Origin of the sequence: Brytella acorum, assembly GCF_029309905.1 — a bacterium.
In the GTDB taxonomy this organism is placed as follows: Bacteria; Pseudomonadota; Alphaproteobacteria; order Acetobacterales; family Acetobacteraceae; genus Brytella; species Brytella acorum.
The window spans coordinates 246,397-273,396 of the sequence record NZ_JARBJP010000003.1 but is presented as its reverse complement, the minus strand read 5'-3'; the positions used below and the strand labels follow the sequence as shown (position 1 = coordinate 273,396).

23 protein-coding genes are annotated in these 27,000 nt (G+C 61.0%); all 23 read left to right on the top strand.

All coding sequences use genetic code 11. From position 1 onward, the window contains the following. Window positions 1-6: 6 nt before the first annotated feature. The 23 genes from PWM43_RS07770 (at window position 7) to rplP (ending at window position 27,000) form a co-directional block, all read left to right on the top strand. Complete coding sequence (locus tag PWM43_RS07770; protein ID WP_289841927.1) at window positions 7-732, top strand: response regulator transcription factor; 726 nt, start codon at window positions 7-9, stop codon at window positions 730-732. Further along, entirely contained in the window at window positions 719-2,185 is a 1,467-nt protein-coding gene (locus tag PWM43_RS07765; RefSeq protein WP_289841926.1) for a sensor histidine kinase, read from the top strand. The genes PWM43_RS07770 and PWM43_RS07765 overlap by 14 nt, the downstream gene beginning before the upstream one ends. A gap of 154 nt (window positions 2,186-2,339) precedes the next feature. Further along, window positions 2,340-5,525 carry an efflux RND transporter permease subunit gene (locus tag PWM43_RS07760; protein WP_289841925.1) on the top strand — a complete coding sequence of 1,062 codons (3,186 nt, stop codon included), beginning with the start codon at window positions 2,340-2,342 and terminating at the stop codon, window positions 5,523-5,525. Continuing rightward, on the top strand, window positions 5,522-6,853 hold the full coding sequence (locus PWM43_RS07755; protein ID WP_289841924.1) for an efflux RND transporter periplasmic adaptor subunit: 1,332 nt from the start codon (window positions 5,522-5,524) through the stop codon (window positions 6,851-6,853). Before PWM43_RS07760 ends, PWM43_RS07755 begins: the two co-directional genes overlap by 4 nt. Beyond that, entirely contained in the window at window positions 6,850-8,502 is a 1,653-nt protein-coding gene (locus tag PWM43_RS07750) for an efflux transporter outer membrane subunit (RefSeq protein WP_289841923.1), read from the top strand. Before PWM43_RS07755 ends, PWM43_RS07750 begins: the two co-directional genes overlap by 4 nt. Window positions 8,503-8,605: 103 nt before the next feature. Further along, window positions 8,606-9,040: a 50S ribosomal protein L11 gene (gene rplK / locus PWM43_RS07745; RefSeq protein WP_289841922.1), complete on the top strand. Its 435-nt coding sequence runs from the start codon at window positions 8,606-8,608 to the stop codon at window positions 9,038-9,040. Window positions 9,041-9,044: 4 nt separating this feature from the next. Continuing rightward, on the top strand, window positions 9,045-9,737 hold the full coding sequence (gene rplA, locus PWM43_RS07740) for a 50S ribosomal protein L1 (RefSeq protein ID WP_289841921.1): 693 nt from the start codon (window positions 9,045-9,047) through the stop codon (window positions 9,735-9,737). Window positions 9,738-10,021: 284 nt separating this feature from the next. Continuing rightward, window positions 10,022-10,540: a 50S ribosomal protein L10 gene (gene rplJ / locus PWM43_RS07735; protein WP_289841920.1), complete on the top strand. Its 519-nt coding sequence runs from the start codon at window positions 10,022-10,024 to the stop codon at window positions 10,538-10,540. A gap of 73 nt (window positions 10,541-10,613) precedes the next feature. After that, on the top strand, window positions 10,614-10,985 hold the full coding sequence (rplL, locus tag PWM43_RS07730; RefSeq protein WP_289841919.1) for a 50S ribosomal protein L7/L12: 372 nt from the start codon (window positions 10,614-10,616) through the stop codon (window positions 10,983-10,985). A 240-nt stretch (window positions 10,986-11,225) separates the two neighbouring features. After that, window positions 11,226-15,401, top strand: coding sequence for a DNA-directed RNA polymerase subunit beta (gene rpoB / locus PWM43_RS07725; RefSeq protein ID WP_289841918.1), 4,176 nt, complete (start codon window positions 11,226-11,228; stop codon window positions 15,399-15,401). Between the two features lie 88 nt (window positions 15,402-15,489). Next, on the top strand, window positions 15,490-19,680 hold the full coding sequence (gene rpoC / locus PWM43_RS07720; RefSeq protein WP_289841917.1) for a DNA-directed RNA polymerase subunit beta': 4,191 nt from the start codon (window positions 15,490-15,492) through the stop codon (window positions 19,678-19,680). 354 nt (window positions 19,681-20,034) lie between these two features. After that, window positions 20,035-20,406, top strand: coding sequence for a 30S ribosomal protein S12 (gene rpsL / locus PWM43_RS07715; protein WP_042059465.1), 372 nt, complete (start codon window positions 20,035-20,037; stop codon window positions 20,404-20,406). Between the two features lie 14 nt (window positions 20,407-20,420). Continuing rightward, window positions 20,421-20,897 carry a 30S ribosomal protein S7 gene (rpsG, locus tag PWM43_RS07710; protein ID WP_289841916.1) on the top strand — a complete coding sequence of 159 codons (477 nt, stop codon included), beginning with the start codon at window positions 20,421-20,423 and terminating at the stop codon, window positions 20,895-20,897. Window positions 20,898-21,001: 104 nt separating this feature from the next. Continuing rightward, the gene (gene tuf / locus PWM43_RS07705; RefSeq protein WP_289841915.1) at window positions 21,002-22,192 is read left to right on the top strand and encodes an elongation factor Tu; all 1,191 of its coding nucleotides are present in this window, start codon (window positions 21,002-21,004) and stop codon (window positions 22,190-22,192) included. A 123-nt stretch (window positions 22,193-22,315) separates the two neighbouring features. Then, on the top strand, window positions 22,316-22,624 hold the full coding sequence (rpsJ, locus tag PWM43_RS07700; protein WP_007282720.1) for a 30S ribosomal protein S10: 309 nt from the start codon (window positions 22,316-22,318) through the stop codon (window positions 22,622-22,624). 10 nt (window positions 22,625-22,634) lie between these two features. After that, window positions 22,635-23,318, top strand: a complete 684-nt coding sequence (rplC, locus tag PWM43_RS07695) for a 50S ribosomal protein L3 (RefSeq protein ID WP_289841914.1) — start codon at window positions 22,635-22,637, stop codon at window positions 23,316-23,318. 12 nt (window positions 23,319-23,330) lie between these two features. Further along, on the top strand, window positions 23,331-23,945 hold the full coding sequence (gene rplD / locus PWM43_RS07690) for a 50S ribosomal protein L4 (RefSeq protein WP_289841913.1): 615 nt from the start codon (window positions 23,331-23,333) through the stop codon (window positions 23,943-23,945). Window positions 23,946-23,986: 41 nt separating this feature from the next. Beyond that, window positions 23,987-24,283, top strand: a complete 297-nt coding sequence (locus PWM43_RS07685; protein WP_289842035.1) for a 50S ribosomal protein L23 — start codon at window positions 23,987-23,989, stop codon at window positions 24,281-24,283. A gap of 16 nt (window positions 24,284-24,299) precedes the next feature. Next, window positions 24,300-25,130, top strand: a complete 831-nt coding sequence (gene rplB / locus PWM43_RS07680; protein ID WP_289841912.1) for a 50S ribosomal protein L2 — start codon at window positions 24,300-24,302, stop codon at window positions 25,128-25,130. A gap of 16 nt (window positions 25,131-25,146) precedes the next feature. Continuing rightward, window positions 25,147-25,425: a 30S ribosomal protein S19 gene (gene rpsS / locus PWM43_RS07675; RefSeq protein ID WP_289841911.1), complete on the top strand. Its 279-nt coding sequence runs from the start codon at window positions 25,147-25,149 to the stop codon at window positions 25,423-25,425. Between the two features lie 2 nt (window positions 25,426-25,427). Next, window positions 25,428-25,862, top strand: a complete 435-nt coding sequence (rplV, locus tag PWM43_RS07670) for a 50S ribosomal protein L22 (protein ID WP_289841910.1) — start codon at window positions 25,428-25,430, stop codon at window positions 25,860-25,862. Between the two features lies 1 nt (window position 25,863). Further along, window positions 25,864-26,541: a 30S ribosomal protein S3 gene (gene rpsC / locus PWM43_RS07665; RefSeq protein WP_289841909.1), complete on the top strand. Its 678-nt coding sequence runs from the start codon at window positions 25,864-25,866 to the stop codon at window positions 26,539-26,541. Window positions 26,542-26,583: 42 nt separating this feature from the next. Then, window positions 26,584-27,000: a 50S ribosomal protein L16 gene (gene rplP, locus PWM43_RS07660; RefSeq protein ID WP_289841908.1), complete on the top strand. Its 417-nt coding sequence runs from the start codon at window positions 26,584-26,586 to the stop codon at window positions 26,998-27,000.

Below are 27,000 nucleotides of genomic sequence, written 5' to 3'. Positions count from 1 at the left end.
GGGTCGATGACTGATGACGAGACCCAAACCGGACAGAACCTCGAGTCTCCTCCGGGTCGGCGCGTCCTTTTCGTGGAAGACGACGAGACGCTGGCGGGAGAGGTGATGGAAGAGCTCATGGGACGAGGTTTTCTTCCTTTTCACGAAGAAACGGGACCTGCTGGCCTTCAGGCGGCGCTGACCGATACGTTTGACGTGATGATTCTCGACCGGATGCTGCCGCTCATGGATGGACTGGCCGTGGTCGAGCGGATGCGGACTCATAACGTTCGAACCCCGGTTCTCGTGCTTTCCGCGCTCTCAGCCGTGGATGATCGCGTCAGTGGCCTGAAGGCGGGCGGTGATGATTATCTGACCAAACCTTTCGCGATGGATGAGCTGGTGGCGCGTATCGAGGCGCTTTTGCGCCGCCCCAACGATACGCGCGCGACCGTGCTCCGTGCGGGCTCGCTGGAGATGGACCTCATCGATCGTATCGTGCGTCGTGGGGAGCGCGAGATCGAGCTGCTGCCGCGTGAGTTCCGTCTGCTGGAATATCTCATGCGTCGACCGGACCAAGTGCTGACACGGGCGATGCTGCTGGAAGATGTCTGGCATTATCGCTTCGTGCCGCAGACCAATCTGGTCGATGTGCATATCGGGAAGCTGCGCCGCAAGGTCGACGCACCCGGTGAAACTCCTCTGATTCAGAGTATCCGGGGTGCCGGGTTCATGTTGCGTGTTACAGACTGATCTCTTTCGCACAGCAACGTTTCGGCTCACGCTGGCCGTGGTGGCCGCCATGATCGGTGGAATGCTGCTCCAGTTCACCGTCATATTTGTTGAACTTTCTCAATACGAAACGACCCGCGCCACGGCGCTTCTCGAGCGTGATGCTGAAATTCTCACGCGGGAGAGCCCGACCCGGCTGGAATACATGGTGCGCGAGCGGGCGACGACCGAACTGCGTGTCGCCCTGAATGGCGCGGCTCTTTTCGATTCCGGTTTTCACTTCGTCGCCGGCGATATCAAGAACTGGCCCGACGGCCTGATCATTGACGGTCACGTTCAGCGTCTTTGGGTGCATCCGCCCGAGGATGCGCCTTACGAGATGCGCTTCCTCGCGGAACGCGTGGCGGGCGATCGTGTGCTGGTGCTTGCGCGATCCTTTCACTTGTTGTCGGAGCTGCATTTCGTGACCCGCCGCGCCATCATGATTTCGATCGTGCCGGTTGTCGCATTCGCGCTTCTGACGGGAATCATTCTCAGTCATCGTGCGTTGGCGCGTGTCAAGACGATGCACGAGGCGATCGACCGCATCATGGAAGGGGACCTTCACGAGCGTCTGCCCGCCGGGCGTGAGCGTGACGATCTCGAACGGCTCGCGGGCTCGGTCAATCGGATGCTGGATCGGCTGGAATATCTGCTCGACGAGATACGCGATGTCGGAAACGATATCGCCCATGATCTGCGCACGCCGCTCAGCCGTGTGCGCGCACGTCTGGAGCGGGCTTCATCCAGTCCTCGTGATGCGACCTATCTGACGACCGTCATAGAAAAGGCGACGCAGGATCTCGATCAGTGTTTTCTCGTGATCACGGCCATTCTGCGAATTGGAGAGATCGAGAACGGACGGCGTCGGGCCGGGTTCGGACAGGTCGATATGGCCGAGCTGATGGACGATGTGTTCGATCTGTACGAGCCGATTGCCGAGGCGAAGGGCATAACGTTGCGCGTCGTGCATCCGGTCGGGCTTCTTTCCGTGACCGGAGACAGGGATCTTCTGGTTGAGGTTCTGGCGAACCTGATCGACAATGCCGTCAAGTTCACGGATGCCGACGGCGAGGTCACTGTCAGCGCCACGCGGATTGCTGATGGTGTCGAGAGCGGGCATGTGCGGTTGAGCGTTGCCGATAACGGAATCGGGATCGCCGAAAACGAACGTGATGCGGTCCTCGGGCGCTTCTACCGGTCCGACAAAAGCCGTCATGTGCCGGGGAGCGGGCTGGGGCTGAGCCTCGTGTCCGCCATCCTTCGCTTGCATGGCGCGAGACTTGCGATTGCCTCCGCGGGGCATGATCCGGAAAGGCCGGGCGCCCTGTTTGAAATTACGTTCCCGCTCGGTGATGCGGGAACCGTTCCTGGGACGAACTGGCGGGACAATGTCTTGTCGGCGCAGGGGCAGACATCGGGAGCGATGTCATGAGAGAGCCTGATCTGAAGACTAGAGATGAGGGTAGGTTTCCTGCCCGGCATCGGGAGTGCTGCGGAATGATGATGGGATTGAGTCACGTGACGATCGGCGTATGCCGACGGCTCCGTGTCCGGATGCGCACCGTGCGCGGGGTCGGGCATCGGACATGAATCAGGTTGTTGTTGTCGCGCTCAAGCGTCCACTGACATTCGTCGTTCTTTCGATCCTGATTCTTATTTTTGGAATCAAGGCCATTTTCACGACGCCGACGGACGTCTTTCCAAACATCAAGATCCCGGTCATCGCCGTCGTGTGGAGTTATGTCGGGCTGATGCCCGAGGATATGTCCGGTCGTATCGTCTATTATTACGAACGCGCCGTGACGACGACGGTCAATAATATCGAGCATATCGAAAGCGGCTCATATTACGGACGCGGCATCGTCAAGGTGTTCTTCCAGCCTGGAACGGACACGTCGGCGGCCCAGGCGCAAATCACGGCTGTTTCGCAGACGATCATCAAGCAGTTGCCGACCGGAGCAACCCCGCCGCTCATTCTGAACTACAATGCGTCTTCGGTGCCTGTGCTGACGCTCCAGGTCGATAATCCGAAACTCAGCGGCTCGGAACTCTATAACCTGGCTTCGAATCTCATCCGCCCGCAGCTTGTTTCCGTTCCGGGGGCGGCCCTGCCGAACCCGTATGGTGGTTTGGCCAACTATGTGACGGTGGATATCGATCCATCCAAGCTGATGGCGCACAATCTCTCGGCGACGGATGTCGCCAACGCGCTTAACAGCCAGAATATCGTGCTTCCGGCTGGCGATCAGCGTATCGGACCCTTCGACTACATGGTTCACACCAACGCGCAGCCGCGCGAGGTCGAGTGGTTCAACAACATACCGCTGAAACAGGTCGGCAACTCAGTGGTCTATCTGCGTGATGTCGCTCACGTGCATTACGGCGGCGCGCCGCAGGCCAACATGGTTCTCGTGCGTGGTCAGCAGGCCGTCATGATGGTGGTGATGAAGAGCGGAGACGCCTCGACGCTTAATGTCGTGGCGGGCGTCAAGAAACTTTTGCCGCAGGTCATGACCACGCTGCCGACCGGAACGTCGGTGAAAATCCTCACCGACGCCTCCGGCTTTGTGAAGGATTCGGTTGAGGACGTGGTGCGCGAAATGGTCATCGCGGCCCTGTTGACCAGCCTCGCCGTGCTGCTTTTCCTTGGATCATGGCGCTCGACGGTCATCATCGCCACCTCCATTCCCCTGGCCATGCTCTGCTCGATCATCGGACTGGGCTGGGCCGGGCAATCCATCAATGTCATGACGCTGGGTGGCCTTGCGCTTGCGGTCGGTATTCTCGTCGACGATGCCACGGTCATGATCGAGAATATCGATACGCATCTCGAAATGGAGAAAGATCTCGAACAGGCGATCATCGACGCCGCCAACCAGATCGTGGTGCCGACCTTCGTCTCCACGACGTGCATCTGTATCGTCTGGTTGCCGCTCTTCGAACTGACCGGCGTGGCCGGATGGCTGTTCATGCCGATGGCCGAAGCCATCATTTTCGCCATGATCGCCTCTTTCATCCTCTCGCGGACACTCGTGCCGACCATGGCGAAATACATGCTCGCGGCACAGGTCGCGGCGCATCGCAATCCTCATGATTCAGGACCGCCGGGTTTCTTCGGAAGGTTTCAGCGCGGTTTTGAAAACGGTTTTGCGCGGTTTCGGGAAAACTACCGGACACTCCTCATCGAGCTGGTGGAGACGCGACGCCGGTTCGTCATTGGGTTTCTCGTCTTCGCCGTGGGCTCGCTGAGCCTCTATGTCGCTCTGGGTCAGGACTTTTTTCCTGAAATTCGATCCGATTCCCTGCAGCTTCATATGCGAGCGCCGATCGGCACGCGTCTGACCGAAGCGGGCAAGATCTCCGTGATGATCGAGAAGAAGATCCGCGAGGCTCTGCCCGGACAGGTCGAGGGCGTTCTGCAGAATTGCGGCCTGCCATTCTCACAGATGAACCAGGCCTTCATTCCCAGTCCTACGGTTGGCACGGAAGATTGCGACATCACGGTCACGCTCAGGAACGGGGAAAGCCCGACGGCGGAATATCGTCGCATGCTCCGCAAAATTCTTATCGACACGTTCCCCGGCACGCAGATTACCTTCCAGCCGGCAGATCTGACGGCGAAGATTCTGAACTTCGGTCTTCCGTCTCCGATCGATGTGCAGGTCGTTGGCCGGGACCTGTATGGCAACTTCGCCTTCGCCACGAAGATGGCACGGGCCATGCGCGCCCTGCCCGGCGTTACGGACGTTGCGGTTCAGGAGCCGATGACGATGCCGACGCTGGCGGTCAATACGCGCCGGTCGTTCGCACTGGGCACGGGCATCACCGAGCGTGACGTGGCGCAGAACGCCCTGACCGTGCTGTCGGGCAGCGCGCAGGTCGGACAGGTCTATTACCTCAACCATCAGGGCGTTTCGCAGCTGATCGACGTGCAGACCCCGGCCGAATATCTCCAGACGCTGGATTCGCTGAAAACCGTGCCGATCGACCGTGGCGACGGGAACCCGACCAATGCCCAGCCGCAGCTTCTGTCGGCACTGTCGGACATCCAGCTGACCGGCACACCCGCCGAGGTCGCGCATTATAACATCATGCCGGTGTTCGATATTTATGCGTCCAACGAGGATGCCGATCTCGGCATGGTGGCGCGGCAGGTGCAGCGCGTCGCGGACTCCATGAAGGGGGAGATCCCGAAAGGGTCGCGGCTCGTGATTCGCGGACAGGGAGTCACGATGACCGATGCCTATACGCAGCTCATCGTTGGCCTGGCGATGTCGATCGTGCTCGTTTATCTGATCATCGTCGTGAACTTTCAGTCCTGGCTGGACCCGTTCGTGATCATCATGGCGCTTCCCGGCGCGCTTGCCGGAATCGCCTGGAGCCTGTTCCTGACGCATACGACGCTGTCGGTTCCGGCCCTGACGGGCGCCATCATGTGCATGGGCACCGCCACGGCCAATGCCATCCTCGTCGTGGCGTTCGCCCGCGAGCAGATGGATCTCCACGGCGATGCGATCAGGGCGGCGGTCGAAGCGGGGTATGAGCGCATGCGCCCCGTCGTCATGACGGCGCTGGCCATGATCATCGGTATGGTGCCGATGTCGATCAGCAATTCCGACAACGCGCCTCTGGGTAAAGCCGTGATCGGCGGCCTCATTATTGCGACCATGGCGACGCTTCTGTTCGTTCCGTGTGTTTTCGCCATCGTCCATTACAGGAAGCCCCCCCACAGGAAGCCCACCGAGACCGGTGATGAAGGAGCCCACGCATGAACACGGTTTCCCCCGAAGGACGCAGCTCCGGCGATCAGAACCCCGGAGGGAAGCCCCCCGGCGGAAAGTCCCGCACGCGCCTTCTCGTCATCATCGTGGTGCTTCTGGCCGTCATCCTGGCGGCTGTGGGGCTCATCGAGCGGATGGCGCATTACCATTCGCTCGAAACGGAAGCGGACGACTGGTCTCGCGCGCGTGTCACGCTGATCGCGCCGGAGCCGGGTCCATCCGTGCGTACCTTCGACCTGCCTGCCAATCTTGCGGCCTGGTATCAGGCACCGATCTATGCGCAGGTCTCGGGCTATGTGAAAATGTGGTACCGGGATTACGGAGCGCACGTGAAGGAAGGCGACGTGCTGGCTGAAATCAGCACGCCGAGCCTTGATGCCCAGTACGAAGGTGCGAAGGCCAATTACAACGTGGTTCTGGCTCAGTACAAGCTGGCGGACATTACCGCGCGTCGCTGGGCGGCGCTGAAGGGAACGCAGGCGGTTTCGCGGCAGGAGGTCGATGTGCAGGCGGCAAATGCCGCGGCTGAAAAGGCGCGCGTCGAGCAGGCCCAGCATGAGGTCGATCGTTATGTCGCCCTGGAGAACTTCAAGAAGATCGTGGCGCCTTTCGATGGCGTCGTGACGTCCCGTCTCGTCAATGTGGGCGATTACGTGAATGCGGGCGGTGGCGACGTGAATCGCCAGGGCAATGCGACCGAATTGTTCACGGTCGCGGACGTGCATCGCATCCGCGTGTTCGTGTCTGTTCCCCAGGACTATGCGGCTGTGATTTCGGACAAGCTGTCCGCGAAGCTGACGGTGCCGCAATATCCCGGCCGCGAGTATACAGCGCAGTATCTGACGACGGCGGAAGCGTTCAATGCTGCCACGCGCACGGTGACGACGGAGTTGACCATTGGCAACGAAGACAACTCACTATGGCCTGATTCCTATGCGACGGCGCATTTCACGGCGCCGGGCGAACCAGGCGTCATGATCGTCCCCATCAACTCATTGATCTTCCGGGCACAGGGGACGCAGCTTGCCAAGGTTGTAAACAATCATGTCCACCTGGTGGACGTCACCGTCGGGATCAATTACGGCACGACGATCCAGATTCTCAAGGGAATCAGCAAGACGGACCAGATCGTGGCCAATCCGACGGCGGACATGCTCGAAGGGGACGAGGTGAAGGTAGTTTCCGCGACCCGTGGTTATAATGATGCGACCGCTGCACCGCGAAAAAACCTTCCTGAAGCGAAGCCGGAGATGCAGGGCGATACGCGAGCGATGCCCAATGATGGCGCGCCAATGCCCCAGGAGGGCGCCCATCAATGAGCGTTGAAGCTTTTTTAAGTGCGGCGCATGTGCCGCGTGGTCGAGTGGCGATGCGGCGTGGCCTGGCTCTGGCGAGCGCGGGTCTGGTGGCGCTCCTTGCCGGTTGCGACCTCGCGCCCAAATATGAAGAGCCCAAATACATATATCCCAACGGATGGGCAGGGCACGGCGTGTTCGTGGACGGTCATCCGGCTGAGGAGGCTCCCCGGGGTGACTGGTGGAAAACATTTCACGATCCCGCTCTGGATACGCTCGAAGCCCAGATGCTTCAGAACAATCCGGACCTTCAGTCCGCCGCTGAAGCGTTCACGCAGGCGCGCGATATCGCGCGCGAAACCGAAGCGCGGCTCTATCCGCAGGTGGGTACCGCTGCGGGGATGAGCGACAACAAGACGTCCCTGACGCGTCTGTGGCGCGTTCCGGCGTCGTCCGCGCCGAGTTATGAATCGAGCGTGTTCTACAGCGGGGCCGCGACCTGGGAGCCGGATTTCTGGGACAGCATCCGCAACCAGGCGCATATGCAGAAGAATGCGGCGCAGGCCACGGCGGCCCAGTATGCGCTGACGCGGCTGAGTCTGGAGGCGGAGCTGGCATCGGACTATATCGGCCTGCGGGGGCTCGACGCCCAGCTCGCCGTTTATGCCGATTCCATCCGTTACTATCAGACGGCGGTACAGATCACGCGGCTCAGACAGGCGGGCGCCATCGCCGCCGGCATCGACGTTTCACGCGCTGAAAACCAGCTTTATTCGACCATGGCGGCGCAAAGCCAGGCCGTGGCGGAGCGGCAGGTTCTGGAGCATGCGATTGCGGTTCTGACCAACAAGGTTCCGGCGGGATTTCATGTCGCCTCGATCCTCCAGCAGAAAATTCCCATGGCGGAGGCGACGTTCTCCGCCGGGCTGCCTTCAACGCTGCTGGAAAGACGGCCTGATGTCGCGATGGCCGAACGGCGCCTCGCCGCGTCGAGCCGCGCCATTGGCGTCGCGCGGGCGGCCTTTTATCCGAACGTCACGTTTTCCGCGAGCGGCGGATTCATGAACAACGGCTTCGATCTCGCGAACATGGCCAATTCCATGTGGACCGTGGCGGTTCAGGCGGTGGAGCCGCTCTTTACCGGTGGTCTGCGTCGCGCAGCCTTGCAGCGCGCCTGGTCCCAGTATCGCCAGACGGTTGACGTTTATCGTGGCACGGTTCTGGCGGCGTTCCAGGACGTCGAGGACGGGCTGAGCCAGACGGCGCAGTTCCGCGAGCAGCAAAGACGCCAGCAGGAAGCGGTCGAAGCGGCCCTGCGCACGCAGAAAATGACGATGGCGCTCTATACCGGCGGTCTGACGAACTATCTGGACGTGGTCGTCGCCCAGCAGGCGGCACTGGTGGCGAGAATCGCCGAGGTCAGGGCGCAGACGACGCAACTTCAGGCTACGGTAAGGCTGGCGCGCGCTCTGGGCGGAGGCTGGAGTCGTGATGAACTGCCTTCGATCCGGTCCATCGAACCTTTCAAGCCCCTTCAGTACGAAGGATTGCACCATCCGACGCCGGCAGGCGGTATCGATCCCCATAATTCTCCCGCGGACAACGACCTTGGCGGCGGATATGGTACGATGCTCCACGGTCAGGGCTTGACAGGAGGCTCGATAGAGCGGTAAGGGGCCGCCTCCCAATTCGGAACGCGGGAGACGGGGTCAGGGCGTATGATGCGCTTCCCGTCGTGAGAACCGCGGTCCGGGCAACCATTAAGGAGCCCCGGATATGGCCAAAAAAGTTGTTGGCTACATCAAGTTGCAGATCCCGGCAGGCAAGGCGAATCCGTCGCCGCCGGTCGGACCCGCTCTCGGTCAGCGCGGCCTGAACATCATGCAGTTCTGCAAGGAGTTCAACGCCAAGACGCAGGGTCTCGAGCCCGGCATGCCGATCCCGGTCGTGATCACCGCGTTCGCCGATCGCACGTTCAGCTTCATCACGAAGACGCCGCCGAACACCTACTTCCTGCTGAAGGCCGCCAAGATTTCCAAAGGCAGCCAGACAGTCGGCAAGAGCGCGGCCGTCGGCAAGGTGACGACGGCGCAGCTGCGCGAGATCGCCGCCGAGAAGGCCAAGGACATGAACGCCAACGATCTGGACGCGGCCGTGCGCATGCTCGCCGGTTCCGCCAAATCGATGGGCATCACGGTGGTGGAGGGCTGATCTGATGGCCAAGAACAAGCGTATGGCGGCAGCGCTCGCCACCGTCGATCTCAGCAAGGCATATTCGCTGAATGAAGCCGTGTCGCTCGTCAAGGGCAACGCGAAGGCCAAGTTCGACGAAACGATCGAGCTTTCCCTGAACCTCGGCATCGACCCGCGCCATGCGGATCAGATGGTGCGCGGCCTGATTTCGCTGCCGAACGGCACGGGCAAGACGCTGCGCATCGGCGTGTTCGCTCGCGGCCCGAAGGCCGAGGAAGCGAAGGCGGCGGGTGCGGAAGTCGTGGGCGCCGAAGACCTGGCCGAGAAGATCCAGGCTGGCGAGATCGACTTCGATCGCTGCATTGCGACGCCGGATATGATGGCGCTCGTGGGTCGTCTGGGCAAGATCCTCGGTCCGCGCGGCCTGATGCCGAACCCGCGTCTTGGCACGGTCACGATGGACGTCAAGGGTGCTGTCGAGGCGGCCAAGGCCGGTCAGGTCGAGTATCGCGCCGAAAAGGCCGGTATCATCCATGCGGGCGTCGGCAAGGCGTCTTTTGGCGCCGAGAAGCTCGAAGAGAACATCAAGGCGCTGGTCGATGCCGTCCAGAAGGCTCGTCCGGCGGGCGCCAAGGGCACGTATCTGAAGAAGGCGGCTCTGTCTTCGACGATGGGTCCGGGCGTTCGCGTTGACGTGAGCACGTTCGGCGCCTGATTTTAAGAGATGACGTTGCGCCCTTTCGGGGCGCGGCGGCGTAGGGATGCGGATTTGTCTGCGTCCCAAACCTGTCCGAGATCGCACGTGACGCCCTTTGGGTGTTCTTAAAGGATCGCAAGATCCGCGCGCGTCAGACGGGGCGCCAGGGTTTTTGGCTGAAAGGCCACTTGCGCTGGGTTCCGACCGCTGGGACAGGCGAGCGGCAGTTCCACTTCATGGGGAACTGTCATGGGTAACCCGGCTGGGGGATTTCGGTTTCCCGGCTGACGAGGAGATGGGATTTGGACCGTCAGGAAAAACGGGCCTTTGTCGAATTCCTCGCCAACGTGTTTGGCAGCACGTCGCTGGTGGTCGTCACCCAGAACAAGGGTTTGACGGTCGCGGAAGTGACGGAGCTGCGTCGGCGCGTTCGTGCGGCGGGTGCGACATATAAGGTTGCGAAGAACCGGCTGGCCATCCGCGCTCTGGATGGGACCCAATTCGATGGCATCGCGCCTCTGCTGAAGGGTCCGACCGCGCTTGCGTGGTCCGAGGATCCCGTGGTCGCGGCGAAGTGTGTCGTCGAGTTCGCCAAGACGAATGACAAGTTGGTGGTGCTCGGTGGCGCCCTGGGTAATCAGACACTCGATGTGAATGGTATCCGGGCGCTCGCGGAGCTGCCGTCGCTGGACGAACTGCGTGCGAAGCTGCTGGGCATGATCCAGACACCGGCTACGCGCATCGCGGGTCTCACCCAGGCGCCGGCCGCACAGCTTGCGCGCGTTTTTGGCGCCTATGCCAAGAGTGGCGAAGCCGCCTGAGTCTTACACGGCATCCCGCCGTGTGGCGGGTATTGTCTTTCAGAAACCAGTGCATAAATTAAGGACCATACCAATGGCCGATCTGAACAAGATTGTTGAAGAACTCTCGGCTCTGACCGTTCTCGAGGCTGCCGAGCTCTCGAAGCTTCTCGAAGAGAAGTGGGGCGTTTCCGCCGCTGCTCCGGTCGCGGTCGCTGCTGGCCCCGCCGCTGCTGCCGCTCCGGCTGAAGAGCAGACCGAATTCACGGTGATCCTCGCTGACGCAGGCGACAAGAAGATCAACGTGATTAAGGAAGTCCGCGCCATCACCGGTCTGGGCCTGAAGGAAGCCAAGGACCTCGTCGAGGGCGCGCCCAAGACCGTCAAGGAAGGCGTGAACAAGGACGAGGCCGCCAAGATCAAGAAGGCTCTCGAAGAGGCTGGCGCGAAGGTCGAAGTCAAGTAAGACTTTTTCCGACCCTGCGTTGCTTTCAGGAGCGTCGGGGGTTCGAAAGGTTTGCGATGAGGGCGGGAATCGGAATCGGTTCCCGCCCGATTTGCCGTTGCGGCGGATTGGTCTAAGATGGCCGGTCTCCAGCAAGGCTGAGCATTTTAATTGACGTACGTGACCAGTCGTTCCGGTCGGCCGGCGGTACCCTATGGTACGCGGACGACCCGAAGGTCTGGTGCGGGAAGGCAGGGATAGATGAACGCGATCACCAAATCGTTCACGGGACGGAAACGCGTCCGTAAGAGTTTCGGGCGTATTCCCGAAATCGCGCCGATGCCAAACCTGATCGACGTGCAGCGCGCGAGTTACGAGACGTTCCTGCAGATGAACGTCCCGGCTGACAGCCGCCAGCAGATCGGTCTTCAGGAAGTTTTCCGTTCCGTATTTCCGATCAACGACTTCGCGGGTCGCGGTCGTCTGGAGTTCGTCTCCTACGAGCTGGAAGAGCCGAAATACGATGTCGAGGAATGCATCCAGCGCGGCCTGACGTTTGCCGCGCCGCTGAAGGTCATCCTGCGGCTGATCGTGTGGGATGTCGATGAGGATACGGGTTCGCGCTCGATCCGGGACATCAAGGAGCAGCCGGTCTATATGGGCGACATGCCGCTCATGACTGATAACGGCACCTTCATCATCAATGGCACGGAACGCGTCATTGTCAGCCAGATGCACCGCAGCCCGGGCGTCTTCTTCGATCACGACAAGGGCAAGACGCATGCGTCGGGCAAATATCTCTTTGCCGCGCGCGTCATTCCCTACCGCGGATCGTGGCTGGACTTCGAATTCGATGCCAAGGATCTGATCTACGTCCGCATTGACCGCAAGCGTAAGCTGCCGGTCACGACGCTCCTGTACGCACTTGAAGGGCAGAATTCGATTGCCGCCCGCGCCGCCAAGGCCGCCGAGGGCGGCGATGTCGGCGCCATGCCGATCCGTGGCATGGATCCCGACGAGATCCTGTCTTACTTCTATCAAACGGTCGTGTTTTCGAGCACGCCGAAGGGGTGGGCGCGTCCGTTCGATCCCGATGCGTTTCGTGGCCTCAAACTGCTGGAGCCGCTATGCGACGCGGCGACCGGGGAAGTGGTCGCAGCCGCCGAGACCAAGCTGACAGCGCGTCTGTGCCGCAAGATCGCCGAAAACACGCGGGACGTCCTCGTTGGCCGGATGGATCTGCTGGGTCGCTTCGTGGCGCACGATCTGGTCAATCCCGATACGGGCGAGATCTATGCGGAGGCCGGCGAGGAGCTGACCGAAGCCCGTCTGGTCGCGCTTGAAGAATCCGGCGTGACCGAACTGCCGATGCTGGCCGTCGATGGGTCGCACGGCCCATGGATCCGCAACACTTTGGCCGTCGACAAGAACGCAGCCCGTGAAGATGCGCTCGTCGATATCTACCGCATCATGCGTCCTGGCGAGCCGCCGACCCCCGACACCGCCGAGGCGATGTTCCAGGGCCTGTTCTTCGATCCGGACCGTTACGATCTTTCGGCCGTCGGCCGCGTTAAGATGAACATGCGTCTCGAAGTCGATGCGCCGGACACCATGCGCGTGCTGCGCAAGGAAGACATCCTGCGCACCGTGAAGATCATGTGCGAGCTCAAGGATGGTCGCGGCCAGATCGACGATATCGACAATCTCGGCAATCGTCGCGTCCGTTCTGTCGGCGAGCTGATGGAGAACCAGTATCGCGTCGGTCTTCTGCGCATGGAGCGTGCGATCCGCGAGCGCATGGGTTCGGTCGATATCGATACGGTCATGCCGCATGATCTGATCAATGCGAAGCCCGCGGCTGCGGCCGTGCGTGAATTCTTCGGCTCCTCGCAGCTCAGCCAGTTCATGGATCAGACAAATCCGCTCTCGGAAGTCACCCATAAGCGTCGTCTTTCGGCGCTTGGCCCGGGCGGTCTGACACGTGAGCGCGCGGGCTTCGAAGTCCGTGACGTTCATCCGACGCATTATGGCCGGATCTGCCCGATCGAGACGCCCGAAGGTCCGAATATTGGTCTGATCAACTCGCTTGCGACCTATGCCAAGGTGAACAAATACGGCTTCATCGAGACGCCGTATCGCCTGGTGAAGGACGGTGTCCTGCAGGACGGCTGGAAATACCTCTCCGCGATGGAAGAGGACAAGCTGATCGTGGCGCAGGCCGATGCGGGGCAGGACAAGGAGACGGGTCGTCTGACCGACGAACTGGTCTCGGTCCGTCGGTCCGGCGACTTCCGTCTGGTGCCGCCCGAGCAGGTCACGGCGTGCGACGTCTCGCCCAAGCAGCTTGTATCCGTCGCCGCTGCCCTGATTCCGTTCCTCGAGAACGATGACGCCAACCGCGCGCTCATGGGCTCGAACATGCAGCGTCAGGCTGTTCCGCTGGTGCGCTCGGATGCGCCGCTGGTCGGGACAGGCATGGAAGCCTCCGTCGCCCACGATTCAGGCGCGACCATCGTTGCCAAGCGCAATGGCGTCGTCGATCAGATCGATGGCGCGCGTATCGTCGTGCGCGCCACGGATGCGGCCGGGTCCACGCAGGGCGTCGATATCTACCGTCTGCGCAAATACATGCGCTCGAACCAGAGCACATGCATCAACCAGCGTCCGCTGGTGCGCGTCGGCGACACGGTTCATGCCGGTGACATCATCGCCGACGGTCCGTCGACGGAACTTGGCGAACTGGCGCTCGGTCGTAACGTGCTCGTCGCGTTCATGCCGTGGAATGGTTACAACTTCGAAGACTCCATCCTGATTTCCGAGCGCATTGCGCGTGATGACGTGTTTACCTCGATCCATATCGAGGAATTCGAAGTCATGGCGCGTGACACGAAGCTGGGTCAGGAAGAAATCACGCGCGACATTCCGAATGTCGGCGAGGAGGCTCTGCGCAACCTCGACGAGGCGGGCATCGTGTATGTCGGCGCTGAGGTGAACCCGGGCGACATTCTCATCGGCAAGGTCACGCCGAAGGGCGAGAGCCCGATGACGCCGGAAGAGAAGCTGCTTCGCGCCATCTTCGGCGAGAAGGCGTCCGACGTTCGTGACACATCGCTTCGCCTGCCGCCCGGTACGACGGGCACGATCGTGGACGTCCGCGTTTTCTCGCGGCGTGGCGTCGACAAGGACGAGCGCGCGATGGCCATCGAGCGCTCCGAGATCGAGCGTCTGACGAAGGATCGCGACGACGAACGCAGCATTCAGGAACGCAGCTTCCTGAACCGTCTGCGCGAGCGCCTCGTGAACCAGACGGCGGGATCGGGCTTCAAGGGCATCAAGTCGGGAACCGTTCTGACGGACGACGTTCTGGCTGAGCATCCGCGCGGCGCGTGGCGCAACATCGTGGTCGCCGACGACGCCGTGATGTCGGAGATCGAGACGATCCGTCGCGAATATGATGCGACGATCGGTCGTATCCAGGCCCGTTTCGACAGCAAGGTCGAGAAGCTCCAGCGCGGCGACGAACTGCCGCCCGGCGTCATGAAGATGGTCAAGGTCTTCGTCGCCGTGAAGCGCAAGCTTCAGCCGGGCGACAAGATGGCCGGTCGTCACGGCAACAAGGGCGTGGTGTCTCGCGTCGTGCCGGTCGAGGACATGCCGTTCCTCGAGGATGGCACGTCGGTCGATCTCGTGCTCAATCCGCTGGGCGTGCCTTCGCGCATGAATGTCGGGCAGATCCTCGAGACGCATCTTGGCTGGGCGTGCGCGAAGATCGGCCAGGACATCGGGCGTCTTGCCGATGACTATATGCGGGACGGCGAGAAGAAGCAGGAATTGCTGGCGCGTCTGGAAGATGTTTATGGCGAGGAGGTCTACAAGACCGATATCGCCACGCTTCCGAACGAGCAGCTTCTCGAACTGGCCGGAAATCTCCGCAAGGGCGTGCCGATCGCGACCCCGGTGTTCGATGGCGCGTCCATTCCGGACATCGAGGCGATGCTGGACAAGGCGGGCGTTGATCGTTCCGGGCAGTCCCAGCTCATCGACGGTCGCACGGGCGACCGGTTCGAGCGCAAGACGACGGTCGGCTATATTTACATGCTGAAGCTGCATCACCTTGTCGATGACAAGATCCATGCACGCTCGATCGGTCCGTATTCGCTTGTGACGCAGCAGCCGCTCGGTGGTAAGGCGCAGTTCGGTGGCCAGCGCTTCGGTGAAATGGAAGTCTGGGCCCTCGAGGCTTACGGCGCCGCCTACACGTTGCAGGAAATGCTTACCGTCAAGTCCGATGACGTTTCGGGTCGAACGAAGGTGTATGAAGCCATTGTCCGCGAACAAGACGACTTCGAGGCGGGTATTCCCGAGAGCTTCAACGTTCTGATCAAGGAACTGAAGTCGCTCGGACTGAATGTCGATCTGGAGGAAAGCGGTTCCTGATGCGGTCCATCGCTTCGTTCTCTCGGTTTATTTATAACGTGGGCGCGGCGACTTCGGTCGCCCGCCTTGCGAAATGGGGTTTCGGCGCATGAACGAACTCATGAAGATCCTTGGCCAGGGTGGTCAGACCCTGGCGTTCGACCAGATAAAGATTCAGCTGGCTTCGTCGGAGCAGATCCGCTCGTGGTCCTATGGCGAGATCAAAAAGCCGGAAACCATCAATTACCGGACGTTCAAGCCGGAACGTGACGGGCTTTTCTGCGCGCGTATTTTCGGGCCGATCAAAGACTACGAGTGCCTGTGCGGCAAATACAAACGCATGAAATTTCGCGGCATCGTCTGCGAAAAATGCGGTGTGGAAGTCACGCTGGCGAAGGTGCGCCGCGAGCGCATGGGTCATATTGAGTTGGCTTCGCCGGTCGCGCATATCTGGTTCCTGAAGTCGCTCCCGAGCCGTATCGGCCTCATGGTCGACATGACGCTGAAAGACCTCGAGAAGGTTCTGTATTTCGAGAGCTACGTGGTGCTCGAGCCGGGCACGAGTCCGCTCAAGCAGTTCAGCCTGCTGTCGGAAGATCAATATCTCGACGCGCTGGACGAATATGGCGATGACGGGCTCGAAGTCGGTATCGGCGCCGAGGCGGTCAAGAAGATCCTGACCCGTATCGATTGCGATGCGGAAAAGGTGAATCTGCGTCAGGAACTCAAGGACGCCACGTCAGAGGCAAAGCGGAAGAAGCTGGTCAAGCGTCTGAAGCTCGTCGAAGCGTTCTCGGAAAGCGGTTCCCGACCCGAATGGATGATTCTGGACCTCGTTCCGGTCATCCCGCCGGAACTGCGCCCGCTCGTTCCGCTGGATGGCGGTCGCTTCGCGACGTCGGACCTGAATGATCTCTATCGCCGGGTGATCAACCGTAACAACCGTCTGAAGCGCCTCATCGAACTCCGTGCGCCGGATATCATCGTCCGCAACGAAAAGCGGATGCTTCAGGAATCCGTCGATGCGCTGTTCGATAACGGCCGTCGCGGCCGTGCGATCACGGGAGCCAACAAGCGTCCGCTGAAGTCGCTGTCCGACATGCTCAAGGGCAAGCAGGGCCGCTTCCGTCAGAACCTTCTCGGCAAGCGTGTCGATTACTCGGGTCGTTCGGTCATCGTCGTCGGTCCTGAACTGAAGCTGCACCAGTGCGGCCTGCCGAAGAAGATGGCGCTCGAACTGTTCAAGCCGTTCATCTATTCGAAGCTCGAGAAATATGGCCACGCCACCACCATCAAGGCCGCGAAGCGGATGGTGGAAAAGGAACGTCCGGAAGTCTGGGATATCCTCGAAGAGGTGATCCGCGAGCATCCGGTCATGCTCAACCGTGCGCCGACCCTGCATCGCCTGGGTATTCAGGCGTTCGAGCCGATCCTGATCGAAGGCAAGGCAATCCAGCTCCACCCGCTCGTCTGTACCGCGTTCAATGCGGATTTCGACGGTGACCAGATGGCCGTGCACGTCCCGCTGTCGCTCGAAGCGCAGCTTGAGGCGCGCGTGCTGATGATGTCGACGAACAACATTCTCAGCCCCGCGAACGGCAAGCCCATCATCGTGCCGTCGCAGGACATCGTGCTCGGCCTGTATTATCTCAGCCTCGAAGTTCCCGAATATGCGGCGACTCCGGACAAGGCCGAATATGATGCGCAGGGCGGCCTCGTAAAGGCCGGTCCTTCGGCGTTCTCGTCGGTCTCGGAGATCGAACTGGCCATGCAGGCGGGTTCACTGAAACTGCATGACAAGATCCGCCTTCGTCGCGACATGATGGATGCCGACGGCAAGGTCAGCAGCCAGGTCGTTCTGACGACGCCGGGTCGCGCGCTGATCGCGCAGATCCTGCCGCAGCATCCGGCCATTCCGTTCGCGCTCGTGAACAAGCAGCTCACGAAGAAGAACGTCTCGGACGTCATCGACGCGGTTTATCGTCATTGCGGGCAGAAGGAAGCGGTCATTTTCTGCGACCGTCTGATGGGCCTCGGGTTCCGGCATGCGGCGCGCGCGGGCATCTCCTTCGGCAAGGATGACATGATCATCCCCGTCGAGAAGAAAGAGCTCGTCGAGCGTACGCAGGTCGAGATCAAGGAGTTCGAGCAGCAGTATCAGGACGGTCTGATCACGGCTGGCGAGCGCTATAACAAAGTGGTCGACGCATGGTCGCGCTGCACGGACGAAGTGCAGGCCGCGATGATGAAGGAGATTTCCAAGCAGGAAATCGGCAAGCCAACGAATTCGGTCTGGATGATGAGCCATTCGGGCGCCCGTGGGTCGCCGGCGCAGATGAAGCAGCTTGCGGGTATGCGCGGACTGATGGCCAAGCCGTCCGGCGAAATCATCGAGCAGCCGATCATCGCTAACTTCAAGGAAGGTCTGTCGGTTCTCGATTACTTCACGTCGACGCACGGCGCCCGCAAGGGACTGGCCGATACGGCGCTGAAAACCGCGAACTCCGGCTATCTGACGCGTCGTCTCGTCGATGTGGCGCAGGATTGCATCATCGTCGAGGAGGATTGCGGGACCGAGCGTGGTCTTACTGTCCGGGCCGTGATGGACGGGGGCGAAGTCGTTTCGTCGCTTTCCGAACGTATTCTCGGACGGACGCTGGCCGTCGACGTTCTTCAGCCTGTGACGGGCGAAGTCCTTTATCCGGCGAACACGCTGGTTGAGGAGCCTGAAGCTGAGGCGATCGAAAAGGCGGGCGTCGAAAGTCTTCTGATTCGCTCCGTCCTGACCTGTGACAGTCGGGTTGGTGTCTGCGGCAAGTGCTACGGACGTGACCTGGCTCGCGGAACACCGGTAAATATCGGTGAAGCGGTCGGCGTGATCGCAGCACAGTCGATCGGTGAGCCGGGCACGCAGCTGACCATGCGTACATTCCATATCGGTGGTGCGGCGACCCGTGGTGCCGAGCAGTCGATGGTCGAGGCGTCCCGCGACGGCAAGGTCACGATTCGTAATCGTAACGTTGTCGAGAACAGCCAGGGCATGCCGATTGTCATGTCACGTAACTGCGAAATCGTGCTGACGGACGACAAGGGCGCCGAGCGCGGCCGTTTCCGTGTGCCGTACGGGGCACGTCTGATGGTGACGGAAGGGCAGGAGGTCACACGTGCCCTCAAGATGGCGGAGTGGGATCCCTATACCCTCCCGATCATCACCGAGCAGTCCGGTAAGGTCGAGTATCTCGATCTCATCGACTCCATCACGCTCGTCGAGCGTATGGATGAGGTGACGGGCCTGACTTCCAAGGTCGTGGTCGACTACAAGCAGGCATCCAAGGGTGTGGACCTTCGTCCCCGCCTCCAGCTCAAGGACGCTGCCGGCAATGTCATGAAGCTGGCGAATGGCAACGAGGCGCGTTACTTCCTCGCGCCGGACTCGCTGCTGTCGGTTGAGAATGGCGCGATGGTGCATGCGGGTGACGTGCTGGCGCGTATTCCGCGTGAAGGCTCGAAGACGCGCGACATCACGGGCGGTCTGCCGCGTGTGGCGGAGCTGTTCGAGGCCCGTCGTCCGAAGGACCATGCCGTCATTGCGGAAACCGATGGTCGGATCGAGATCGGCAAGGATTACAAGTCGAAACGCTGCATCATCGTGAAGAACGACGATACAGGCGAGGAGACCCAGTATCTGATCCCCAAGGGCAAGCACGTTTCCGTTCAGGAAGGCGACTTTGTTCAGAGGGGCGATCCGCTGGTCGACGGTCCGCGTGTGCCTCATGACATTCTCAAGGTCATGGGCGTGGAAGCGCTGTCGGATTACCTGGTGAATGAAATCCAGGACGTCTATCGACTGCAGGGCGTCAAGATCAATGACAAGCATATCGAGGTGATCGTTCGCCAGATGCTGCAGAAGGTTGAGGTTCTGGATCCGGGCGATACGACCTATCTGATCGGCGAGACGGTGGATCGCATCGAGTTCGAGGGCGAGAATGCAAAGCGTCTCGCGGCGCAGGAGCAGCCCGCGGTCGCGATGCCGGTCCTCCAGGGGATCACCAAGGCTTCGCTGCAGACGCAGTCGTTCATATCGGCGGCTTCTTTCCAGGAAACCACGCGCGTCCTCACGGAGGCGGCTACGGCCGGCAAGGTGGATACGTTGAACGGTCTCAAGGAGAACGTGATTGTCGGGCGTCTGATCCCGGCGGGCACGGGCAGCGTGATGAATCGCCTGCGCGCGGTGGCGGCCGGTCGCGACCGGCAGCGGGTGACCGGGGCGTCCAAGGAGGTTTCCGACGCCGCGGAGTGATCCGGGCGAATCCGATCGAAACAGGGTGGGGTCTCTCCACCCCGTTTCGCTATCGGGACCAGGGGTAAAGCAACCTGGCCGAATCGTTGTGCGACTCTGTTTGTCTGCTTGACTTTCAGTCGTTCTCACCGTAGGTTCCGCGCCCTCGGCTACCCCCGTCTTGCGAGACGCCAAAGCCGGTTGATAGACACCATGCACGCCTGCGGCGCCGCCCTTCCTGATGTTGGGCCAAGGCCGCAAGCGGAAAGACTGTCAGAGGCGCGCGACATTCCGTCGCACGCCGGTATTTGTTATGAGTAAGCGATCGGACCTGCTGGTTCGGTTGCGCGGATGAGCAAGGATCGGGAAGGGCGTATGCCGACCATCAACCAGTTGATCGCCAAGGGCCGCGAGCCTGCTGCCAAGCGGAATAAAGTGCCTGCTCTGCAGGGTTGCCCCCAGAAGCGCGGCGTTTGCACGCGCGTCTATACGGTGACTCCGAAGAAGCCGAACTCGGCGCTGCGTAAGGTTGCCAAGGTGCGCCTGACCAACGGGCATGAGGTCGTGAGCTACATCCCTGGCGAGGGCCACAACCTGCAGGAGCACAGCGTCGTGTTGATCCGCGGCGGTCGCGTCAAGGATCTTCCGGGTGTGCGTTATCACATCCTGCGCGGCGTTCTTGACACGCAGGGCATTGCGAAGCGCCGTCAGCGTCGTTCGCTTTATGGCGCGAAGCGTCCGAAGTAAGAGGAATATAGGGTATGAGCCGCCGTCATCGCGCCGTAAAGCGCGAGATCCTTCCCGATCCGAAATTCGGAGACGTCGTCATCACGCGCTTCATGAATGCGCTTATGTACGACGGCAAGAAGTCCACAGCCGAAGGCATCGTTTATGGTGCGCTCGAGGTCATGCGCCGCCGTGGCGGCGCGCAGGCTGACGCCGTGGCGATGTTCCACGCCGCGCTGGATAATGTGAAGCCTGCCGTCGAGGTGCGTTCGCGCCGCGTTGGTGGCGCCACCTATCAGGTGCCTGTCGAAGTTCGCACGGAGCGCCGTCAGGCCCTGGCGATCCGCTGGCTGATCGATGCGTCGCGCAAGCGTGGCGAGACCACGATGCAGGAGCGTCTGTCAAACGAGCTGACCGATGCGGTGAACAATCGTGGTTCCGCCGTCAAGAAGCGCGAAGACACGCATCGCATGGCGGAAGCGAATAAGGCATTCAGCCACTATCGCTGGTAAGAAAAACCGGCTAGCGGGCGTCGGGCTGGCATCTTCGCGCCAGCTCATGAGATTTTAGGTAGTCTTCCCCGCCGCTGACCGGCGGCGGAATCTGGAGAGAAACGATGGCAAAGGCCAAATTCGAGCGGACGAAGCCGCACTGCAACATCGGCACCATCGGTCACGTTGACCATGGCAAGACCTCGCTGACGGCGGCGATCACCAAGACGCTGGCGAAGTCGGGCGGTGCTGAATACAAGGCATACGACCAGATCGACGCAGCGCCGGAAGAGCGCGCTCGTGGCATCACGATCTCGACGGCGCACGTTGAGTACGAGACGAAGAACCGTCACTACGCTCACGTCGACTGCCCGGGTCATGCCGACTACGTGAAGAACATGATCACGGGTGCGGCTCAGATGGACGGCGCGATTCTCGTTGTGTCCGCTGCCGACGGTCCGATGCCTCAGACGCGTGAGCACATCCTGCTTGCCCGTCAGGTCGGCGTCCCGGCGCTGGTCGTGTTCCTGAACAAGGTCGACCAGGTTGACGATCCGGAGCTGCTTGAGCTCGTGGAGATGGAAGTTCGTGAACTTCTGTCGTCCTATCAGTTCCCCGGCGACGATATCCCCATCGTCAAGGGTTCGGCTCTGGTGACGCTGGAAGATGGCGATGCGACGATCGGTGAAGACCGTATTCTGGAGCTGATGGAAGCCGTCGACACCTATATTCCGCAACCGGAGCGTCCGGTTGACCGTCCGTTCCTGATGCCGATCGAAGACGTGTTCTCGATCTCGGGTCGTGGCACGGTGGTCACGGGTCGCGTTGAGCGCGGCGTTGTCAACGTCGGTGACGAAGTCGAGATCGTCGGCCTCAAGGACACCGTCAAGACGACGGTCACGGGCGTCGAAATGTTCCGCAAGCTGCTCGATCGCGGTGAGGCCGGTGACAATATCGGTGCGCTGGTTCGTGGCACGAAGCGTGAAGACGTCGAGCGTGGTCAGGTTCTGGCCAAGCCCGGCTCCATCACGCCGCACAAGAAGTTCAAGGCCGAGGCCTACATCCTCACGAAGGAAGAGGGTGGTCGTCATACGCCGTTCTTCACGAACTATCGTCCGCAGTTCTACTTCCGCACGACCGACGTCACGGGCGTCGTTCAGCTGCCGGAAGGCGTGGAAATGGTGATGCCGGGCGACAACGTCGCCATGGATGTCGAGTTGATCGCTCCGATCGCCATGGATGAAGGTCTGCGTTTCGCGATCCGCGAAGGCGGCCGCACGGTTGGCGCTGGCGTCGTGGCTTCCATCACGGCGTAACGCGCGCAAGCAAAGTCCCGAACTGACGGGCCCCGGTCGGATCTTCCGGCCGGGGCCATCTTTCGGGAGCAACGAAGGATAGCAGGGTAAGACCCGAACCTTTTGAGTTGGACGATTGGTAATATGGACAACCAGAACATCCGCATTCGCCTGAAGGCGTACGATCACCGCGTGCTGGACAACAGCACCAAGGAGATCGTCAACACGGCGAAGCGTACGGGTGCGCGGGTTCGGGGTCCTATCCCGCTGCCGACGCATATTGAACGGTTCACTGTGAACCGCTCCCCGCATGTGGACAAGAAGAGCCGCGAGCAGTTCGAAATTCGGACCCATCGCCGGCTGCTCGACATTGTCGAGCCGACACCGCAGACCGTGGACGCCCTCATGAAGCTCGACCTCGCCGCTGGCGTTGACGTCGAGATCAAACTGTAAGGTCCAGACGATGCGTACCGGATTGATCGCAAGAAAGCTGGGCATGACCCGGCTCTTTAAGGAAGACGGCACTCATGTGCCGGTTACTGTCCTTCATCTCGATGATGTTGAGGTGGTGGACGCACGTACCCAGGAGCGTGACGGCTACACGGCCGTGCAGCTCGGCATTGGCAAGGCGAAGGTGAAGAACGTCACCAAGCCGATGCGTGGGCATTATGCCCGCGGCAAGGTCGAGCCGAAGCAGCATCTCGTCGAGTTCCGCGTGGCTGAAGGCGCCGTGCTTGAGGCTGGCTCCAAGCTGTCTGCTGCTCATTTCGTCGTCGGCCAGAAGGTTGACGTGACGGGTACCAGCAAGGGCAAAGGCTTCGCCGGCGCCATGAAGCGTTGGAACTTCGCAGGTCTCGAGGCCTCGCACGGTGTGTCCATCAGTCACCGTTCGCACGGTTCGACTGGCCAGAGGCAGGACCCGGGCAAGGTGTTCAAGGGGAAGAAGATGGCCGGTCACCTCGGTGACGAGCGTATCACGACCCTGAACCTCGAGATTGCCGCCGTCGACGCGGAGCGCAACCTCCTGCTGGTTCGTGGAGCTATTCCGGGCGCGAAGAACGGTCTCGTTCTGATCCGCGATGCGATCAAGAAGGCCCGCCACGCGGAAGCGCCGTATCCGGCAGCGACCGTGGCAGCCGCCGGTTAAGGACAGAGGGTGATGGAATACGATATCAAGACCCTCGATAACGGTAGCGCCGGTTCGGTGACGCTGCCCGAGGAGATCTTCGCGGTGACGCCGCGTAGTGACATCATGGCTCGCGTTGTTCACTGGCAGTTGGCGAAGCGCCGTGCCGGTACGCATTCGACGAAGGGCATGGGTGAGGTTTCTGGCACGACCAAGAAGCCTTACAAGCAGAAAGGCACAGGTTCGGCTCGTCAGGGTTCGCTCCGTGCGCCGCAGTATCGCACCGGTGGTGTGGTTCATGGACCGGTCGTTCGCGATCACGGCTATGATCTGCCCAAGAAAGTGCGTCGACTGGGTTTGGTCTCCGCGCTTGCGATGAAGGCGCAGGAGGGCAAGCTTGTCGTGCTCGAGAGCGCTTCGGGAATTTCGAAGACCCGTGAAGCTGCGGATAAGCTGCGCGTTCTGGGTTGGAACTCGGCGTTGATCGTCGATGCGTCCGTAGACGAGGGTTTCGGCCGTGCGGTCCGTAATCTTCCGAAGATTGACGTCCTGCCGACGATTGGCGCGAACGTCTATGACATTCTCAACCACGACGTGCTGGTGCTGACGCGCGCCGGGCTCGAGGGTTTGAAGGAGCGCCTGGCATGACGGCGGAAAACGTGCTTGCGCGCCGCGTCAAGGCGGAACGCATGTCGCGCGAAGCGATGTTCGACATCATTCGCGCTCCAGTGATTACGGAGAAGGCGACGCTGCTTTCCGAACGTAACCAAGTGGTCTTCAAGGTCTCGAAAAACGCGGCCAAGCCGGAGATCAAGGTTGCGGTCGAGACGTTGTTCGGCGTCAAGGTCCTTGCCGTGAACACGTTGATCCAGAAGGGCAAGAACAAGGTGGTCAAGGGCCGCCGTGGTCGCCGCTCGGATTACAAGAAGGCGTATGTTCAGCTTGCCGAAGGTCAGTCCATTGACCTGACGGCGAAGCTGGCCTGACGCGGGATAGATTACCATGGCACTGAAGCACTTTAGTCCCACGACGCCGAGCACGCGCAACACGGTGCTGATTGATCGCAGCGAGCTCTACAAGGGCAAGCCGATCAAGACGCTGACCGAGGGAAAGAACAAGACGGGCGGCCGCAACAATCACGGCCGCACCACCTCGTTCTTCCGTGGCGGTGGTCACAAGCAGTCGTATCGTTATGTCGATTTCAAGCGTCGCAAGTTTGATGTCGGCGCAACCGTCGAGCGTCTCGAATACGATCCGAACCGTACGGCTTTCATCGCTCTCATCAAGTATGATGACAGCGAACTGGCCTACATTCTGGCTCCGCAGCGCCTCCAGGTCGGTGATCGCGTCATCGCCGGTGAGCGTACCGACGTGAAGCCGGGCAATGCGATGCCGCTTGGCTCGATGCCTGTCGGCACGATCGTGCACAACATCGAGCTGAAGCAGGGCGCTGGTGGCAAGATGGCGCGCTCGGCCGGCACTTATGGTCAGCTGGTCGGCAAGGATTCGGGCTATGCCCAGATCAAGTTGCAGTCCGGCGAGCTGCGCGTCGTTCGTGGCGAATGCATGGCGACGGTTGGCGCGGTTTCGAACCCGGACAACATGAACCAGCATCTTGGCAAGGCCGGTCGTAACCGCTGGCTCGGACGTCGCCCGCATAACCGCGGCGTCGTCATGAACCCGGTCGATCACCCGCATGGTGGTGGTGAGGGCCGTACCTCGGGTGGCCGTCATCCGGTGACGCCGTGGGGCAAGCCGACCAAGGGCGCGAAGACTCGTACCAACAAGAAGACGGATAGCCTGATCATCCGTCGCCGCAAGACCGGCAAGTAAGAGGGGGCAATTAGAGATGGCACGTTCCGTCTGGAAGGGCCCGTTCGTTGACGGGTTTTTGTTCGGCAAGGCCGAAGCCGCGCGGGCTTCGGGCCGCAACGAGGTGATCAAGATCTGGTCGCGTCGCTCGACCATTCTGCCGCAGTTCGTCGGTCTGACGTTCGGCGTTTATAACGGGCACAAGTTTCTGCCGGTGCAGGTGTCAGAAAACATGGTGGGTCACAAGTTCGGCGAATTTTCGCCGACGCGGACCTTCCATGGTCATGGCGCCGACAAGAAGTCGAAGCGAGGCTGATCATGAGCAAGCCGAAGCATATCCGCACGTTGGCGGACACCGAGGCGCTGGCGGTTGCGCGCAACCTTCGGGTCAGCCCGCGCAAGCTGAATCTGGTGGCGGCGATGATTCGCAATCAGCCCGCCGATAAGGCGATCGCGGCTTTGACGTTTTCGCGTCGCCGTATTGCTCAGCAGGTTCGTAAGACCCTCGAGAGCGCGGTCGCCAACGCCGAGAACAACCATCAGCTCGATGTCGACCAACTGGTCGTCAAGACGGCCGAAGTGGGCAAGTCGATCGTGATGAAGCGCTTTCATGCACGTGGTCGCGGACGTTCCGCTCGCATCGAGAAGTTCTTCAGTCATCTGAAGATCGTTGTCGCCGAGCGCGCCGCGGAAGAGGCGCCCGCGCCGAAGGGCCGCAAGGCCCAGGATGCAGCTGAGCAGAAGGCAGCCTGATATGGGACATAAAGTCAATCCGATCGGGCTGCGGCTCGGGATCAATCGCACCTGGGATAGTCGTTGGTACGCCGAAACCGACTATTCCAAGCTTCTGCATGAAGACCTGAAGCTGCGCGCTTATCTGCGTCGGAAGCTCTCCGGTGCTGGCGTTTCTCGCGTTGTCATCGAGCGTCCGGCAAAGAAGCCCCGTGTGACGATCTACGCCGCCCGTCCGGGCGTCGTGATCGGCAAGAAGGGCCAGGACATCGATGCACTGCGCAAGGATCTCAGCCGCATGGCCAAGGCTGATGTCGCGCTGAATATCGTTGAAATCCGCAAGCCGGAGATCGACGCTACGCTCGTCGCCGAGAGCATCGCACAGCAGCTCGAGCGCCGCGTTGCATTCCGTCGCGCCATGAAGCGTTCTGTTCAGTCGGCGATGCGTCTTGGGGCCCAGGGGATCCGGATCAATTGCTCCGGTCGTCTCGGCGGTGCGGAAATCGCGCGTGTGGAATGGTATCGCGAAGGTCGCGTTCCGCTTCATACATTGCGCGCTGACATCGATTACGGTACAGCGACCGCCAAGACGACGTACGGCACATGCGGTGTGAAGGTCTGGATCTTCAAGGGTGAAATCCTTGCTCAGGATCCGTTGGCCCAGGATCGCCGTGCCGCTGAGCAGGCGCCGCAGCGCTGAGTTGAGAGATGACGCGCCGCGAGGCGCATGAGGATAGAGACTATGCTTTCCCCGAAGCGGACGAAGTTTCGCAAGGCTCATAAGGGCCGTATCCATGGGTTGGCCAAGGGTGGGACGACGCTGAACTTCGGCGCGTTCGGCCTGAAGGCCCTTGAGCCCGAGCGTGTTACAGCACGCCAGATCGAGGCATCGCGTCGTGCGATTACGCGTGCCATGAAGCGCGCAGGTCGCGTGTGGATCCGGATTTTCCCGGATTTGCCCGTCTCGACCAAGCCTGCCGAAGTGCGCATGGGCTCCGGCAAGGGTTCGCCTGAGTTCTGGGTGGCGCGTGTCAAGCCCGGCCGCATTCTTTTCGAAATCGAAGGTGTGCCGCCGGAAGTGGCGCGCGAGGCTCTGGCTCTGGGCGCCGCGAAGCTGCCGATTAAGACGAAGTTCATCACCCGCATCGGGGAGGCGTGA